The organism is Lacisediminihabitans sp. FW035 (assembly GCF_054880895.1).
In genome coordinates, this window is sequence record NZ_CM142187.1 from 1344148 (window position 1) to 1359370 (window position 15223).

Sequence of the window (15223 nt, forward strand, 5' to 3'; positions counted from 1 at the left end):
TGGGCAATCCTCGACTCGAGGTATCCGACGCCCGTCAGCGGAGCGCCCGGATGCGCATCGCGACGCTGCGCATCCGCAGGACGCTCTTCTCGAATCGCGCCGCGAAAACGACCACGGCGATGCCGACCGGAACGAACCAGAGCCACCACTCGACCGACTCGTAGACCGCCCGGATCTGCGGCGCGAACGTCGCGAAAGCATGGATGAGCACCACGACGGCGCCGATCAGGAAGGGCGCCTGGAGGCGAAGGACAGCGCTCGCGACGATGATCGCGACGCCGACGACACCGAGCGCCACCAGCCGCCACACCGCGGGATCGCCCGCGGTCGCGACGAGTGAGGGAATCAGGAGGACGGCCGTCGCCGGCGCGAGCCAGGGCCAGGTCCGGGAAGTCGGCACGCGGGAAAGGGTGAGCGCCCCTGTCATGCCGAGGGCGGCCGCCACAGGGACGGATCCCAGCTCGAGCGGGTGCAGGGCCCCCGTGACGACGCCCGCCATCACCGCGAGGGCAGCGCCGGAGATCGCGATCCATCCGATGACGGGGGTGAGGGGCCTGCGGTCGACGAGGAAGCAGAGCACGTGGACGGCGGAGAAGAGCAGGATCACCGCGATGGCACGGAGGGAGCCGAGGGCCGTGTCTCCGAACGCCGAGACCTCGAACCCGAGCACGATGATGAGGCCGAGCCCCCCGAGCACCCGGCCCGCGAACAGCCGCCAGGTTTCGCTGTGGTCGCCACGATCACGGGCCTGGCCGAACGCGGCGACGAGCAGCACCAGCAGCCCCGCGGCCAGCCAGGTATCGAGAGCGATGTCGGGAGGCAACGGCTGAGAGCCGAGGATCGCGCTGCGGCCCACCACGACGGTGAGGACACCGAGTGCTCCGGCGAGCGCCATCGAGTCGAGGAAAGGGCGCGATCGAGCTGTCCCGACCACCGCGCTTCCCACGACCAGCAGTGCGGCCGAGACGCCGAAGACCACGACGGGGCGCAGCAACGGCCCCGAGGCGGAGATCCCGGCGAGGGGGAGGATCGCGACGAGAAGCGCAACGAGCGTGATGATCGGGGCGACAAGATCGGGGGCGGATGTCTCGGCCCCCCGCTGTGCGCGCCAGACCATCAGCGCGACGATCAGCACCATGCCGGAGAGGGGCAATACGTACGGCTCGAGCGCGACGACTCCTGCGTCGCCGAGCCGCCACCAGAGTCCGGCCGTCGCGAGGGCGAGGGCGCCCCAGCCCAGCTGGCGACGGGGAGAGGACGACCCGAACAAGCCATCGGGACTCGTCGCCAGGGCGAGCATCACAAGCGCGGCGACCACCAGCATCAGCCAGCTGACGGAGTCCTGTCGGAACACTCCGATGATGACGCTCGGAACGGCGACGAGAAGGATGCCGGCCTCCCGCGCTACGCGGTCGCCGAAATCTCCGTTGCTCGGCCGGCTTGCGGCCGGCGCCATCCTTCGGGCGTGAACGGTGGAGGCCGCGAGCACCCCGACGGCGGCGATCAGCGCGGCCGAAATCGACCCGACCGAACGCACGAGTTCCGGGAGGCCGGCCACACGGGCGAGCTGATCCAGGGTCAGCGTCAGAGCCGGCGTGAGAGCGACCGAGGCGACAAGTCGCTCGAGGGGCATTCGTGCGCGCGATCTCGCCACAACGACCAGCAGGGCGGCGAGGAGGGCTGCCACTACCGCGAGGCCGGTGCCGGGCTCCGGCAGAAGCGGCGACATCCGGATCCCTGAGGCGAGCGATCCGTCGATCAGGACGAGGGGAATGACAGATCCAGCGGCCGAGATCGCGCCGATCCAGAAGAGCACCCTGCTGTCGAGCGTCGAGATTCCGGCCAGCGGACGGATGGCAGAAAGCGTGACGAGCACCACCGCGACGATGCTCACGGCGCGAAGAGCGTTGCCGAGGTCGGAGGTCGAGTCGGGGAAGGAGGGGAGAGCGAGTTGGCGCACACCGGCCGCGGCGCCGAGCAGCACGACGACGACGGATGTCCCGAGCGCCGTCGCGCGGACGGACGGTCTCGTCGTCAGCATCCGGCTCGCGAGCAGCAGCGCGACGCCCACGATCGTCCCGATCCACCAGGTGGAAGTGCTGCCCCACCCGACCAGATACCCCAGCGCGCCGGAAACGCCCGCCGTGACCATCAGCGGTGCCCGCAGCCGGGCAGCCGCTGCCCGGCGCTGCAACAAGAGCAGTGTGCCGAGCGAGATCACGGCGATCACCAGCCAACCGGCGGACACCGCGGCGAGGGCGTCGAGAAGCGGCACCGCGAGCACCAGGACGGCCGCGCCGCCGCCGGCGAAGACCGCGGCGAGACGGGCGAGGGTGCCGCTCGCGGCACGGGCCGCGACGAACATCAGCACGCACACCGCGAGCGCGACGACCGCCAGCCACGCCGGGGCGGACGGAGGCAGCAGCTCGTCTCGCGGGTCGAGCGTCCAGGAAGACGACACCGCTCGCGAGACCACAGTGGCCAGCGATCGCACGGAAACAGCGAGCGGCGGCACGAGGGTGACGGCGGCGATAGTCGCCGCGCCGGCCGTCGCGCCGACCCACTCGCGTCGAAGGGACGGAGTCAGGCCCCCAGCGCGGATCGATCGGCGCCACGCGAATTCAAAACCGAGCGCGACGCCGGAGGCCGCGATCGGCGCAGCGATCAGGACGATCGTGAAATCGCCGGTGCGGACGGCGCCGGCGGCGACGGCGACACCCGCCGAGACCCCGCAGACAGCCGCGAACAGACGGGCGATTCCCGGCCGCGGCATCTTGGATCTCGAGCCCACCAACCAGGCGTGAAGGGCGGCCAGCGCCGCGACCACGAGGTAGGCGGGGGTCGCCGCCCACGCAACCGGCGGAGCCACCGAGGCCGCGGTGGCGAACGCGACCAGGAGGGCGCCGACGGTGAAGCCGAGGGTGATGATGCGTTCGGGTCGGCCGACGATCGCCGGGCGGTCCGCGGTCGCCGGGCGGAACGCCAGAACGTGGACGGCGCCGGCAAGTGTCGCGGCGGCGAAGGGAAAGAAGGCGCGACCGCCGTCATCAGCCGCACCGCTGAGGCCACCGACGAGGAGGGCCATTCCGGGAACCACAGCGCTGAACGCGACGATGTTGGGAGTGCGAAGTCCCGAGATCCGGTGCCAGAGGAAGAACCCCACCGCGCTGGTGATGAGAGCCGATCCCCAGAACGCGGCCCCGTCGACCGCCGCGAGCCCGAAGAAGTCGTTGGCCCGCACCGCGAACGCGTCCAGGTAGACGAGCACCACCGCCAGCACGGCGATGCCTTCGGCGGTGGCGGTGAGCCCGCGCCGTCGCAACCCCGAGGCGATCACGAACGACGCGATCGTGATGGCGGCGATGATCAGCGATCGGCCGAGGATACCGAAGTTGATGAAGGCGTAGACGAGGAAGAAGATCGCGGCGACCGAGAGCAGGGAGATTCCCACGATGAGCAGGATCACCTGCACGCTCGATCGACGCGGAGACGCGGCCGGTTCGGGAGCGAGGGGGAGAGGCGGAGCGGGGGGCCGGGGCGGCGCCGTGGCGTCAGCAGCTCGTGGGACCAGCGGCGGGAGGGGAATCGGAAAAGAGAGGGTCGTCGTCGCACTGGGCGGGTGGCTGGCGGTCCCCGCAGTGGTGACCGGGGCGACAGCGGCGAGCGAACTCTCGTATCGGATCCGTCCGATCGCCACCAATCGCTGATCGAGAAGGGTAGCGGTCCGCCCCGACAGGGTCGCGATCTCCGCCGCCGACGGATTCGAAAGGTCGAGCCCGCAGGCACGGCAGACGGGCGCCACCAGCGCGGTGAAGCATGCGGGGCACACGGAGGTGTCGGTGAGCTCAGAGGGAGATCGGGGAAAAAGTGCGCGGCCGGCGAATCGGCGGAAGTCGATCCCTTCGACGGCGCCTTCGCCGGCTTCCCTCGGCGTGACGGCATCGCCCGTTCCGCCCTTGCCGGTATCCGAGTTCGCTTCGGCCATGTCCTGGTCCCCCCTCGAACGGTCGTGCGCTCAGGCTAGTGGGCGGAGACAGCGAGGATCCATCAACTCGCGCAGCGGTGGACGAATCGACGAGCGAGTGCAACATGGAAGAGTGGAGGGCGTGACTGCCTCGGCCAGACCTCCCCGAATCGACCTCGCAGTGCTCCCGGTGCTCGACGAGGTCGATGGTGCATCTCTCCTGCGAAACGATGAGCGCGACCGCGAGCGCTACAGCGATTCCGATCTCAGCGCACGCGACCTCACCGGGAGTGTGTTCACAGAGTGCGAATTCTCGACCCCGATCCTCGACGGCACCCAGCTCCGAGGCTCACGATTCGTCGAGTGCCGACTCACCGATTCATTCGCGCCGTCCCTGCTGGCCGCGCGAACCAGTTGGCGCGACGTTCTCGTCGTGAATCCCCGCTGGGGCTCGGCAGAGCTCTTCGAAGCGGATCTGACGTCAGTACATGTCAGTGGCGGCAAGATCGACTATCTCAACCTGCGCACCTCGAAAATCACCGACCTGCTGATCGAGGACTGCACCATCACCGATCTCGATCTCGGAGGCTGTCGCGGCACTCGAATCGCGCTGCGAAACTGCCGGATCGAGACTCTCGACCTCACGCGGGCGGTGCTGGCGGATGTCGACCTGAGATCGACAACCCTCGCGACGGTCAACGGTCTCGACGGCCTGCGTGGAGTGACGATCGACGACTACCAGCTCTCGCTGTTTGCGCCACTCTTCGCGAGCTATCTCGGCGTCGCGGTCGACTGACCGGAAAGGGGTCAGACCGCGACCAACGGGCGGAACGGTCCCGCCGGGAGCTCCACTCGCACCACGTCGTCCGATCGCACGGCGCCCCCCGCGAGCACGATCCCCATGATGCCGGCGCGCGACGACCGTCGGCCCGTCTCGTCCGCACCGAAGACTGCCTTCACCAGTCCGGGCTGGAAGCCGTTGATCTGGCTGCAGGGACTCCGCTTGCCGGTGATCTCGATCCGGGCCTCGGCGCCGAGGTGCAGGATGCTCCCGGTCGGCAACGACATCAGCTCGATACCGCGAGTGGTCACGTTCTCCCCGAGCTGGCCGGCGGAGATCTGCCAGCCCTCCCGCACGAGGTCGTCGTAGAGTTCCACCCCGATCAGGTGTACCTGGCAGAGATTCGCCCGCGTGGGATCCTTCTTCACCAGGTAGCGGTGCTGCGTGGTCGCGCCGCAGTGCGCGTCGCCCTCGATCCCGAGGCCTTCGAGCAGCAGGATCCGCTCGACTATTGGCTTGCTGAATCGGTGGCGGTCGTCCCGACTCACGGAGACCACGGATGCACTCGTCATCCGCTCATTCTCGCAAACTGAGTTCGAGCTGCCGCGCGAGGATCGGCGCAAGGGGGCGTCTCCCGCGGCAGCAGGCCCGGGAGCTTCAGGAAATTTACTCGGAAGTCCTAGTAAAATTACTCGGAAGTCCTAGTAAATTGGATTGAGCGTCCAGGGTCGGTCGGCAGCGGCCGGGACCTGGCGCGAATCATTCCCGAACGCGCACGAAGGCGGCCGATGTACGCAGTATCAGAAGACCAGGCGGCGATCGTGCAGATGGTGCGCCAATTCGCCACGGAATCGCTCGCGCCACACGCCGCGGAGTGGGATGAGACGCACTACTTCCCCGTCGAGGTGCTGCGCCAGGCCGGCGAGCTCGGAATGGGCGGCATCTATTCGCGCGAGGAGTTCGGCGGCTCCGGCCTCTCCCGTGCCGACTCCGTGCTCATCTTCGAAGAGCTCGCCAAGGGCGACACGACAATCGCCGCCTACATCTCGATCCACAACATGGTCACCTGGATGATCGACACCTTCGGCACCGAGGCCCAGCGATCCGAGTGGGTGCCCGGGCTCTCCTCGATGGAGGCGCTCGGCAGCTACTGCCTCACCGAGCCCGGGGCGGGATCGGATGCCGCGGCCCTCAGTACCCGCGCGGTGCGGGACGGCGAGCACTATGTGATCGACGGGGTCAAGCAGTTCATCTCCGGCGCGGGCTCTTCGGCGTTCTATGTCGTGATGGCCCGCACCTCCGACAACGGCAGCCACGGCATCAGCGCGATCGTGGTTCCGGATTCGACCCCCGGCCTCAGCTTCGGACCCCTCGAGAAGAAGATGGGCTGGCACGCCCAGCCCACCCGCCAGGTCTTCTTCGACGCCGTCCGCGTGCCCGTCGGCAATCTGCTCGGGCAGGAGGGTGACGGGTTCGGGATTGCGATGAGCGGACTGGACGGGGGGCGCATCAACATCGGCGCCTGTTCGCTCGGCGGTGGACAGGCGGCTCTGGACAAGACTGTGGCGTATCTGAAGGAACGTACGGCGTTCGGCGGCCCGCTCATCGAGAAGCAGGCACTGCTCTTCCAGCTCGCCGACATGGACACCGAGCTGGAATCGGCGCGCACCCTGCTCGCCCGCGCCGCCGACGCCCTCGACCGCGGCGATTCCGACAAGGTGCGGCTGTGTGCGATGGCGAAGCGGGTCGCGACCGATGCGGGCTTCAGCGTCGCCAACTCGGCCATCCAGTTGCACGGCGGCTACGGTTATCTCGCAGAGTACGGACTGGAACGCATCGTGCGAGACCTGCGAGTGCACCAGATCCTCGAGGGGACCAACGAGATCATGCGGCTCATCATCGGCCGAAGCCTGGCGGAATCGTGACCTTTCTCCCCGATGCGGAGGTGCTGGTCGAACGCCGTGGTCGACTCGGTCACCTCGTGCTCAACCGGCCGAAGGCGATCAACGCCCTGACCCACGCCATGGTGCAGACGATCGCCGCCGCTCTCGACGAGTGGGAGCACGACGACTCGGTGTCGACCGTGCTGATCACCGGCGCGGGGGAGCGTGGCCTCTGCGCGGGCGGGGACATCGTGGGTATCTATCGCGATGCGATCGCGGGCGGCGACACCTCCGCCAGGTTCTGGGCGGATGAGTACGCCCTCAACGCGCACATCGCCCGCTACTCGAAGCCCTACGTCGCCTTCATGGACGGGGTGGTGCTCGGCGGTGGTGTGGGCATCTCCGCGCACGGTTCGGTGCGAGTCGTCACCGAACGAACCCGGCTGGGGATGCCCGAGACCGGAATCGGCTTCGTTCCGGATGTCGGCGGCACCTTCCTGCTGTCCCGCGCACCGGGCGAACTCGGCACGCATCTCGGCCTCACTGCCGGTGCGATCACCGGCTCCGACGCCATCGCCCTCGGGCTCGCCGATCATTTCGTGCCGTCCGACCACCTCGCCGCCCTCGCCCTCGCGCTCGAAACGCGGGACGCCGCAGAGGCGGTCGTCGCCTTCGCGACCGAACCTCAGGCATCCGCCCTGCTCGGGCAGCGGGACTGGATCGACGAGTGCTATTCATCCGACGACCCGGCACACATCGTCGCCTCGCTTTCGGCCTCGCCGGTCGACGCGGCGAGAGAGGCGGCATCCGTGATCCTGACGAAGTCGCCGACCGCGGTGAGCGTGACCCTCGAGTCGCTGCGCCGCGCCCGGTCGCTCGAGACGCTCGAGCAGGTGCTCGACCAGGAGTACCGGGTCTCGTTGCGGTTCGTGCGGGGCACAGAGCTCGTCGAGGGCGTGCGCGCGCAGGTGATCGACAAGGACCGCTCGCCGCACTGGTCACCGCCCACTCTCGGTGAGGTGACCAGAACAGACGTCGAGGCCTATTTCGAGGACCTCGGAGACCGTGAACTCGGCCTGTCATCGACGACAGCCGCCGGAGACAGGAAAACACCATGACCAGAATCGCCTTCCTCGGACTCGGAAACATGGGCGGCCCGATGGCGGCCAACCTCGTGAGGGCCGGCCATGCCGTGACCGGTTACGACCCGGTGCCCGCAGCCCGGGAACATACGGCGGCGAACGGGGTGACGGTCGCAGCGGATGCCGCCGCCGCGGTCGACGGCGCCGAGGTCGTGATCACGATGTTCCCGAGCGGAAAGCACGTGATTGACGCCTACTCCGACGGACTGCTCGCCGCGGCCGCACCGGGCACCCTCTTCATCGACTCCTCCACTATCGACGTCGCCGACGCACGCACCGCCCGGTCCCTCGCCGTCGCCGCCGGGCATCGCGGGATAGACGCCCCGGTGTCCGGCGGGGTCGGCGGCGCCACCGCCGGCACCCTCACCTTCATGGTCGGCGCCGAGGAAGCGGACTTCGCGGCGGCCGAGCCGATCCTCGCCGTGATGGGAGGCCGGATCGTGCACTGCGGGCATTCGGGAGCGGGCCAGGCTGCGAAGATCTGCAATAACCTCATCCTCGGCATCTCGATGATCGCGGTGAGTGAAGCCTTCGTACTGGGGGAGAGACTCGGCCTGTCCAACCAGGCGCTCTTCGATGTCGCCTCGACGGCATCCGGCCAGTGCTGGGCCCTCACCACCAATTGCCCGGTGCCGGGACCGGTGCCCGCGAGCCCTGCCAACCGCGATTATCAGCCCGGATTCGCGGGAGCACTCATGGCGAAGGACCTCGGGCTCGCACTCGGGGCACTCGAGGCGACCGGCACGGCCGCCGAGCTCGGACCGGTCGCGGCATCCATCTATCGGCGATTCGCGGATGAGGGCGGGGCCGGCCTCGACTTCTCGGCCATCATTAATACCATCCGCGACAACTCCGAAGGCAGGGTGGCATGACCGACTACGAGAACATCCTGCTCGAGCGCCGGGGGCGAGTCGGGCTCATCACGCTCAACCGGCCGGAGGCGCTCAACGCGCTGAATCTCGCCCTGATGAACGATGTGGTAGCGGCTGCGACCGAGCTCGATGCCGACACGGACATCGGCGCCATCGTGCTCACCGGGTCGGCCAGAGCCTTCGCGGCGGGGGCCGATATCAAGGAGATGGCGACGCAGACCTACATGGACATGTATCTCTCCGACTGGTTCTCCGGCTGGGACCGGCTCGCGGCGGTGCGCACCCCGCTCATCGCGGCGGTCTCCGGCCACGCGCTCGGCGGCGGGTGTGAGCTCGCCATGATCTGTGACTTCATCATCGCCTCCGACACGGCGAAATTCGGCCAGCCTGAGATCAAGCTCGGGGTGATTCCCGGCATCGGAGGATCGCAGCGACTCACTCGCGCGGTCGGCAAAGCCAAGGCAATGGAGCTGATCCTCACCGGCCGAACGATGGACGCCACCGAGGCCGAGCGCGCCGGTCTCGTCGCCCGGGTCGTGCCCGCCGACGGCCTGCTCGAGGATGCAATGGCCACCGCGACCACGATCGCCGGCATGTCCCTCCCGGTCGCGATGCTCGCGAAGGAGGTCGTGAACGCGGCCTTCGAGACCACGCTGGATGCCGGCATCCGCTTCGAGCGCCGGGTGTTCCATTCCGTCTTCGCCACCGAAGACCAGAAGGAGGGGATGCGCGCCTTCGTCGAGAAGCGCTCCCCGAGCTTCGCTAACCGTTAGAACGACCCGCCAGAGCTCACCGCCCTCCCGAACGATAGGAACCGCCGCATGTCAGATACCGCCCTCCTCCCCGGCGCCGTCGATACCTTCACCACTGCCCCCGGCCCCGACCAGCCGATGTGGATCGGCGGCGAGAAGGTCGAATCGGCTACCGGCGAATGGCGCGACGTCACCAACCCGGCCCACCGCGGCCGGGTGATCTGCCGGGTTCCGGCGGCCGGTGTCGAGGATGTCGACCGGGCGGTCGCAGCGGCACGTGCCGCGTTCCCGGCCTGGCGCGCTCGCCACTTCACCGAGCGGGCCCGCGCGCTCGCGCTGATCGCCGACGAGATCGAGGCCCGTGCCGAGGACTTCGCCCGCCTCACCGCCCTGGATACCGGCAACGCGCTTCGCACCCAAGCCCGCCCGGAGGTGACCACCCTCGTCGCGCTGTTCCGCTACTTCTCCGGCATCGCCGGTGAGGTCAAGGGCACAACGCTCCCGGCCGGCGACAACCAGCTGCAGTACACCCGCCTCGAACCGCTCGGCGTCGTCGCGTGCATCCTTCCCTGGAACTCGCCGCTCATGATCGCCGGCTTCAAGGTGCCGGCGGCGCTCGCCGCAGGCAACACCGTGATCCTCAAGGCCGCGGATGACGCACCGCTCACCATCCTGCTTCTCGCGGAGGTCTGCAACCGTCACCTTCCCGTCGGGGTCGTCAATGCCCTGACAGGTCGCGGCAGCCTCATCGGGTCGGCGCTCGCCACCCATCGCGGGGTCGACAAGGTCTCCTTCACCGGATCCACCGAGGTCGGTCGCGGCGTCGGTCGCCAGGCTGGAGAGCGGCTCGCGCACGTGTCGCTCGAACTGGGTGGCAAGAACCCGTCGATCGTCTTCCCCGACGCCGTCGACGACGACCTGATCGACGGACTGCTGCTGGCCTCCCGCTTTACCAGGCAGGGCCAGAGCTGCACTGCCGGATCCCGCCTCTTCCTCCACGAAGACATCTACGACGAGGTGCTCGACCGTCTCGTCGGCAAGCTCGGTGACCTCACCGTCGGGGATCCGCTCGACGAGGCATCCGACATGGGCGCGATCATCAACGGCAAGCAGCACGCGTCCATCGACGACTACCTCGCCGACGGCCGGGCGAACTCGGCGATGACGGTGGCGCTCGGCGGCTCCGCCCCGACCGAGGGGCCGCTCACCGAGGGCTTCTACCACCTCCCGACGGTGTTCGCCGGGGCCAGGAACGACTTCCGGCTCGCGCAGGAGGAGATCTTCGGGCCGGTGCTCGTGGCGATTCCCTGGCGCGAGGTCGACGACGTGGTGCGGATGGCCAACGACTCGAACTATGGGCTCGCCGCCTTCGTCTGGAGCCACGATCTCGACGCGGCGCTGAACACCGCACACCGGGTCGAGGCCGGTTGGGTGCAGGTGAACCAGGGCGGGGGCCAGGTGGTCGGCCAGTCCTACGGCGGCTACAAGCAGAGCGGGATCGGCCGGGAGGTCTCTCTCGAGGGCATGATGGCCGGGTTCACGCAGACCAAGCAGATCAACGTGCGGCTGAAGGGATGACCGCCCCGCTGCCGCTCGACGGAATCCGGGTACTCGACCTCACCCGCGCCCTCGCCGGGCCCTACGCCACCGCGCTGCTTTCCGACCTCGGTGCGACGATCACCAAGGTCGAGAGCGTGAAGGGCGGGGACTCCACGCGCAGCTGGCCGCCGTTCGAGAACGAGCACAGCCTCTACTTCGACTCGGTCAACCGCGGCAAGTCCTCCATCGCCCTCGATTTCTACACCCCGGAGGGCAAGGCGCTTCTTCGCCGGATGGCGCTGGCCTCTGATGTGGTCATCGAGAACTTCCGGCCCGGCGTGATGGCCGAGATGGGGCTGGATGTCGCGGGACTGCGTGCCGAGAAGCCCTCGCTCGTCGTCGCCTCCGTCAGCGGCTTCGGCAGCACGGGTCCGCTCAGCCAGACCGCCGGGCTCGACCAGGTGGCCCAGGCGATGTCGGGGCTCATGTCGGTCACCGGCCGCAATTCCGCCGAGCTGTACCGGGTGGGCATCCCGATCATCGACATCTACGCGGGTGTGTTCACGGCATTCGGGATCGTCGCGGCGCTCGTCGGTCGGGAGCGCACCGGCGACGGGCTCGAGGTGTCGACCTCCCTTCTCGAGGCGGCGATCGCGATCTCCGCCTTCCAGGGCCAGCGGTACCTCAGCACCGGGGTCGTGCCCGAACCCCAGGGCAACAACCACCCCGTGCTCGCGCCTTACGGGATGTTCGCGACGGCGGACATCCCGATCATCATCGCGGTCGGAAACGACAAGCAGTGGCGTGACCTCTGTATTCTCATCGGTGATCCGGGGCTGTCGTCCGAGACAGACTTCGCCACCGGATCACTGCGCCTCACCAACCGCGACGCGCTCACGGCGCGGATCGAGCAGGCCCTCGCGGCGCGATCCGGGCTCGAGTGGGTCGAAGCGCTGCGCAACGCACGCATCCCCACCGGACCGATCTACAACTACCAGCAGGTGTTCGACGACCCGCAGGTGAAGCACCTCGACATGGTGCAGCATGTGACTCGGGCCGATGGCAGCGACCTGCCGTTGCTCCGCGGACCGATCTCCGTTGATGGGAGGGCGCTGCCGATCCGCAAGGCCCCGCCCGCGCTGGGCGAAGACACCGAGGCGGTGCTCGCCGCGCTCGGTCTCACCGAGGACCAGGTGGAAGGACTGATCACCGCGGGCATCGTCAAGACCGCCAGCGTAACGACAGCCTCCTGACATGCCTGGCCTCACGATCGAGCAGTCCGGGGTCGTCGCCACACTGGTGATCGAGAACGCCGGCATGCGCAATGCACTTCCGGCCACACTGTGGCAGCAGTTCGATCCGCTCCTCGCCCGGCTGGCGACGGACGCGAGCGTCAAGGTGCTGATCGTGCGGGGTGCCGGTGACGACTTCTCGGCCGGCGCGGACATCCGCGAGCTCGATCGGATCCTGAACGCTCCCACCGGTCACGACGGTGGGTACCTGACCGAGGCGGAGAATGCGCTCGCGCGGTTTCCGAAGCCGACGATCGCAGCGATCGACGGATATTGCGTCGGGGGAGGGTGGCAGCTCGCCGCCGCGTGCGACATCCGCCTTTGCTCGAGCCGCGCGACCTTCGGGGTGACTCCCTCTCGCATCGGGATCGTCTATCCGCTTTCCGGTATCGAGCGACTGGTCAGCATCGCCGGTCCCGCTGTGGCGAAGTACCTCCTCTTCAGCGGAGATCTCGTCACCGCCGAGACGGCCGAGCGCTGGGGCATGGTCACGTCGGTGGTCGAGGCGTCCGACCTGTGGAGCGAGGCCCCGGCTCTCGCGGACCGTCTGGCGTCCCGATCCCAGCTCTCGATCCACGCGATGAAGCAGATCGTCGACGCCATCGCGTCGAACGGGGATGCTGCGGCGGTTAACGAGCACTGGCAGCGTCAGGTGCTGCAGAGTGACGACCCGGCGATCGGGGCCGCCGCGTTCGCGGCGAAGAAGCCCCCGGTCTTCACCTGGGCACCCCGGATGCCGCGCTGAGTCCCGTCGCCGACGTCGAGCGGCGCGAGAGGCCGCGACCCACCCCGTGCGAAATGCAGGAACAACCGTTACTCCTGTGACTGGTGAGCCTCACCTGCCCCACCTTTCACAGCCATTCCTGCATTTCGCACGGGGTGGGCTCGGGGAGCTCTCGACCTGACCCCGAGGACTTTCGCCGGATCCGGTTTCAACGGGTACCTTGGCGCTAGATTCAGGGCATGACCCCAGACCCCGGTCGATCCGCTGCGTCGCGCGCGCCCGCCGGGCGCGGCCGAAGCCGGCCCGGGTCCCTGACCCACCGGATGTGGGCCTATGGGCCGTACCTCGCCGTGTTCCTCGTAGTCTTCGGCGGTGCCCTCTTCCTCCTGGGAGACGCCTCGTGGAAGATCGTGGGGGCAAGCATCATGCTTCCCGGCGGCCTCGGCGGTGCCCTGCTGCTCTTCGCAGCCAATCTCGGGATGTCCGGTAGGGGATGGGGAAGCCGCACCCGACGGTAGGCCGGCGGCGCGAGGTGGCCGAAGACGGTCGCGCCCGCGCGACAGGTCGCGGCGCGGGAACTAGGGTGGCTCCATGATCGAACGGCCCGCTGGCGCGACTCCGGCCCCGCTCCGGCGCGTCGACCTGATTGTCGGCATCCTCCTTCCGGTCGTCTCCGGCGCACTGGCGATCGTCGGCGCGATCCTGCTTGCCACACTCGGCCCGGCGGCCTCCTTCGGCTGGTTCGCCTACGTGCCTCTCAGCACCACGTCCTACGTGCCGGCCCCGTGGTTCTCCACACCCCTGCACACTCTCGGCGCTGTGCTGTTGGTAACGGGTGCCGGCTCGGTGCTCTTCTGCCTCGGCTGGGCGGCGGGGCGTCGCTCCCACTCGCGAGCAGTCCGAGCCCACCCTTGACCATCGCCGGTCTCCGTCGGCTCTCGGCCGTCGCCGGCGCCCTGCTCGTCGCGCAAGCGATCATCCTGGCCGTCATTCTCTCCCTGGCTCCGACTCGGATGCTCCTGCCGATCACGCTCGGGTTGCCCGGCACTCTGAGCCCCGTTGTGCTGACCACTCTCGATGTCGGCACGGGCGTCATCGCACTCTGCCTGCTTGTGGCGTTGTCGAGGCTCGTCGTGTTGCTGCCCGCGCTCTCATCCCGGTATTCCGCAGAGGTCCAGGACAATCGGCACACTGCCCGGTGGATCGAGTTCGCCTTCAGCTCGTCGATCACGGTCTTTCTCGTCGCGGGCCTGAACGGTATCCGCGACGTCGGGGCCCTCGTGCTCTGTTATGCGATCACCAGCGGGGCGACCCTGTTCTTCGTGGTGCAGGAACGATCTCCTTCGAGTGGGCGGATGCTTCCGCTCTGGTTTGCCGCGGCGACCGGGATCGTGCCGTGGGGGGTGGTCGCATTCCACCAGGTCGCGGGGTTGGTGGTCGGCGCTCCGCCGTCCACGCTCGCTCGTGTCATCACCCTGACGATGCTCACGTTCGCATTCGCGTTCTTCCTCAGCCAGTGGCGGGAGCAGCGTAGACGTGATTCCGTGCAGTCCGCCGTTGCCGGGGAGCGCACCCACGTCCTGATCAGCCTCGCGAGCACCTCGGTATTCGCGTGGCTGGTGGTGCTGGGCGTGGTGGGGGTCGGAAGTGTCCGGCTCTGACGGGATCGATGAGAACGACGACGAACGCGTTTTTCGTACGGCCGTGCTCCGTCGACGGGGATTCCTTCTCGAGTACGTGACACTCGGCTGGAACGTGGTGGGAGTCGGTGTGCTCACGGCGCTGGCGATCAGCGCGTCGTCGGTCGCTCTCGCCGGATTCGGACTGGACAGCCTGATCGAGATCGGGGCGAGCATCGTGGTGATCTGGGAGCTATCCGGCACAGGTGAGGAGCGCCAACGGCGGGCGCTGCGCCTCATCGGGATCGCTTTTGTGGCACTCGCCGTCTACCTCTTCACGCAGTCGAGCGTTGCCCTGATCACCCGGCACCACGCTCACCCTGACGGTGCGGCCATCGCGTGGACGGCGGCCACGGCCCTTGTCATGTTCGCTCTGGCCATGGGAAAGCATCGCACCGGACGTGCGCTCGGCAACCCCGTGCTGGTCACGGAGGCGCGCGTGACCGTCATCGACGGCATCCTGGCGACCGCCGTGCTTGCGGCAGTGCTACTCGATGCGCGCTACGGCTGGTGGTGGACGGATGCGGTCGCGGGATATGTCATCGTCTTCTACGCCGCGCGAGAGGCGCGACAGATCTTTATAGTGGGCAGGTGA

14 protein-coding genes are annotated in these 15223 nt (G+C 68.4%); 12 read left to right on the top strand and 2 right to left on the bottom strand.

Going from position 1 to position 15223, the window contains the following annotated elements:
- Nucleotides 1–34: 34 nt before the first annotated feature.
- Nucleotides 35–3985, bottom strand: coding sequence for an SCO7613 C-terminal domain-containing membrane protein (locus tag ACVXZ4_RS06520; RefSeq protein ID WP_461797423.1), 3951 nt, complete (start codon nucleotides 3983–3985; stop codon nucleotides 35–37).
- Nucleotides 3986–4106: 121 nt separating this feature from the next.
- On the opposite strand from ACVXZ4_RS06520, the gene ACVXZ4_RS06525 reads away from it, so the two are divergent.
- Nucleotides 4107–4760: a pentapeptide repeat-containing protein gene (locus ACVXZ4_RS06525; protein WP_461797424.1), complete on the top strand. Its 654-nt coding sequence runs from the start codon at nucleotides 4107–4109 to the stop codon at nucleotides 4758–4760.
- Nucleotides 4761–4771: 11 nt separating this feature from the next.
- On the opposite strand, the gene ACVXZ4_RS06530 is transcribed toward ACVXZ4_RS06525, so the two are convergent.
- Nucleotides 4772–5317 carry an MOSC domain-containing protein gene (locus tag ACVXZ4_RS06530; protein ID WP_461797425.1) on the bottom strand — a complete coding sequence of 182 codons (546 nt, stop codon included), beginning with the start codon at nucleotides 5315–5317 and terminating at the stop codon, nucleotides 4772–4774.
- 216 nt (nucleotides 5318–5533) lie between these two features.
- On the opposite strand from ACVXZ4_RS06530, the gene ACVXZ4_RS06535 reads away from it, so the two are divergent.
- The 11 genes from ACVXZ4_RS06535 to ACVXZ4_RS06585 all read left to right on the top strand — a co-directional run bounded on the left by ACVXZ4_RS06535 (nucleotide 5534) and on the right by ACVXZ4_RS06585 (nucleotide 15223).
- Nucleotides 5534–6670 (top strand): acyl-CoA dehydrogenase family protein, encoded by a 1137-nt coding sequence (locus tag ACVXZ4_RS06535; protein ID WP_461797426.1) that lies wholly within the window; start codon nucleotides 5534–5536, stop codon nucleotides 6668–6670.
- Nucleotides 6667–7746 carry an enoyl-CoA hydratase/isomerase family protein gene (locus ACVXZ4_RS06540; protein WP_461797427.1) on the top strand — a complete coding sequence of 360 codons (1080 nt, stop codon included), beginning with the start codon at nucleotides 6667–6669 and terminating at the stop codon, nucleotides 7744–7746. Before ACVXZ4_RS06535 ends, ACVXZ4_RS06540 begins: the two co-directional genes overlap by 4 nt.
- Nucleotides 7743–8642, top strand: a complete 900-nt coding sequence (gene mmsB, locus ACVXZ4_RS06545; protein WP_461797428.1) for a 3-hydroxyisobutyrate dehydrogenase — start codon at nucleotides 7743–7745, stop codon at nucleotides 8640–8642. The genes ACVXZ4_RS06540 and mmsB overlap by 4 nt, the downstream gene beginning before the upstream one ends.
- Entirely contained in the window at nucleotides 8639–9415 is a 777-nt protein-coding gene (locus tag ACVXZ4_RS06550; RefSeq protein ID WP_461797429.1) for an enoyl-CoA hydratase, read from the top strand. Before mmsB ends, ACVXZ4_RS06550 begins: the two co-directional genes overlap by 4 nt.
- Nucleotides 9416–9463: 48 nt before the next feature.
- On the top strand, nucleotides 9464–10972 hold the full coding sequence (locus ACVXZ4_RS06555) for an aldehyde dehydrogenase family protein (RefSeq protein WP_461797430.1): 1509 nt from the start codon (nucleotides 9464–9466) through the stop codon (nucleotides 10970–10972).
- Complete coding sequence (locus ACVXZ4_RS06560) at nucleotides 10969–12186, top strand: CaiB/BaiF CoA transferase family protein (RefSeq protein WP_461797431.1); 1218 nt, start codon at nucleotides 10969–10971, stop codon at nucleotides 12184–12186. Before ACVXZ4_RS06555 ends, ACVXZ4_RS06560 begins: the two co-directional genes overlap by 4 nt.
- A gap of 1 nt (nucleotide 12187) precedes the next feature.
- Entirely contained in the window at nucleotides 12188–12970 is a 783-nt protein-coding gene (locus ACVXZ4_RS06565) for an enoyl-CoA hydratase/isomerase family protein (protein ID WP_461797432.1), read from the top strand.
- Between the two features lie 218 nt (nucleotides 12971–13188).
- Complete coding sequence (locus tag ACVXZ4_RS06570; RefSeq protein WP_461797433.1) at nucleotides 13189–13467, top strand: hypothetical protein; 279 nt, start codon at nucleotides 13189–13191, stop codon at nucleotides 13465–13467.
- Nucleotides 13468–13540: 73 nt separating this feature from the next.
- Nucleotides 13541–13864 (top strand): hypothetical protein, encoded by a 324-nt coding sequence (locus ACVXZ4_RS06575; protein ID WP_461797434.1) that lies wholly within the window; start codon nucleotides 13541–13543, stop codon nucleotides 13862–13864.
- On the top strand, nucleotides 13861–14610 hold the full coding sequence (gene heR, locus ACVXZ4_RS06580; protein ID WP_461797435.1) for a heliorhodopsin HeR: 750 nt from the start codon (nucleotides 13861–13863) through the stop codon (nucleotides 14608–14610). The genes ACVXZ4_RS06575 and heR overlap by 4 nt, the downstream gene beginning before the upstream one ends.
- Complete coding sequence (locus tag ACVXZ4_RS06585; protein ID WP_461797436.1) at nucleotides 14597–15223, top strand: cation transporter; 627 nt, start codon at nucleotides 14597–14599, stop codon at nucleotides 15221–15223. The genes heR and ACVXZ4_RS06585 overlap by 14 nt, the downstream gene beginning before the upstream one ends.